At 60.6% G+C, this 1,582-nt stretch carries 1 protein-coding gene and 1 riboswitch; the gene reads right to left on the bottom strand.

Translation table 11 applies throughout. The features are described from left to right. Nucleotides 1-1,184 (bottom strand): amino acid carrier protein (locus tag RR842_RS02925; RefSeq protein WP_332728953.1); only part of this gene is annotated, 1,184 nt, incomplete at its 3' end. A 205-nt stretch (nucleotides 1,185-1,389) separates the two neighbouring features. Beyond that, nucleotides 1,390-1,485, bottom strand: a riboswitch (glycine riboswitch). Between the last annotated feature and the right edge of the window lie 97 nt (nucleotides 1,486-1,582).

Genomic DNA, 1,582 nt, shown 5'->3' with positions numbered 1-1,582 from the left:
TAGAGCCAACGATACGCTTTGACGGCTTTCATGCTGCCGTTGCTGAAGTATTCCAGGCAGCGTTCGCCGTAGTAATCCCACCCCAGGATGGTGGTGAAGCCGAACAGCACCAAGCACGCCATCAGCACGAACGATACGATATCGGCGGGGATGAACGGTAGGCCGGACTGGAATGCAGCGGTGGTAACCGCGGCGCCCTCAAGGCCGGGAATCTGATAGGCACCGGTCATGACCAGGGCAAGCCCCGTCATGGAGCATACCACGATGGTATCGAGGAATGTGCCGGTCATGGACACGAGGCCCTGGCGCACCGGCTCTTTCGTCTGCGCGGCGGCTGCGGCGATGGGTGCGGAGCCGAGGCCCGCTTCGTTCGAGAAAATGCCACGGGCAATGCCCTTCTGCATGGCTATGATGATGGCGCCCAGCATGCCGCCGGCTGCGGCCTGCAGTCCGAACGCGCTCTGGAAAATGGTGACGAATGCAGCCGGCACCTTGTCGAGGTTCGCGAAGATGAGGATGAGCGAGAAGCCCACGTACAGCACCACCATGGCAGGGATGACGCGCTCGGACACCTTCGCGATGCGCTTGAGCCCGCCGATGACCACCAGGCCCACCAGCAGGGCAAGCACCAGGCTGCCGATGACGGTGACTAAGGAATATTCCATGCCCAGAATGTTTACAGCCAGAGCCTTGTCGGGGTCGAAGAACCCGGTGATGGCTCCAGAGATAGAGTTCACCTGGGTGAACGTGCCGATGCCGAACAGGCCGACGCACATTCCGAAGAACGCGAACATCTTCGCCAGCCAGCGCCATTTCATGCCCATGCCACGCTCGATGTAATAGAACGGACCACCGAGCACGTGCCCGGTCTTCTTGTCGATGTCGCGGTACTTCACCGCCAAAAGGCCCTCGGAGAATTTCGTCGCCATGCCGAACAGCGCCGCCAGCCACATCCAGAACATGGCACCGGGGCCGCCCGCGACGATGGCTGTTGCCACGCCCACGATGTTGCCGGTGCCGATGGTGGCTGAAAGCGCCGTGCACAGCGCACCGAAGCTGGATACTTCGCCGGTGCCTCCCTTTTCATTCTTCACCATGTAGCGCAGCGCCCGGGGCAGCTGGCGGAACTGCACGCCGCGTAGGCGCACGGTCAGCAGGATGCCTCCGAACAGGATAAGGACCATAAGGGGCACGCCCCAGATGAAGTCGTCGATTGCGACCAATGCGCCGTTGACAGCGCCAAACACCGATTCCAACGTTTCCTCCTTTGCGTAGATACAAAATGCACCTTCTGCGGGCTCCCGTAGCAGAGGAGGGGCCTGAGGGGAGGATGTTTTGGAAACAGAGAACGTGCGATGCGCGTAAAAACGCGAACACGCGACAAGCTGAAAGCTTTGCTCTGTCCTTTTGCCTGAGAGTTTCGGCCAAACGGCCTTGCCCCTTCGGCACCCGGTTCGACGACCGGGATTCTCCAGAGGCCCCTACGCACCCTGTTTCGTCAGATCCAGGATGCATCAACGGGGTGACGCTATGAAATTGTGCCCGGCCAGCATAGCAGACAATCCGGTCGTTGTTAACCGGT

This window comes from Gordonibacter sp., assembly GCF_036667095.1.
Classification (GTDB): domain Bacteria; phylum Actinomycetota; class Coriobacteriia; order Coriobacteriales; family Eggerthellaceae; genus Gordonibacter.
This window is presented reverse-complemented; position numbering and strand designations above follow the sequence as displayed.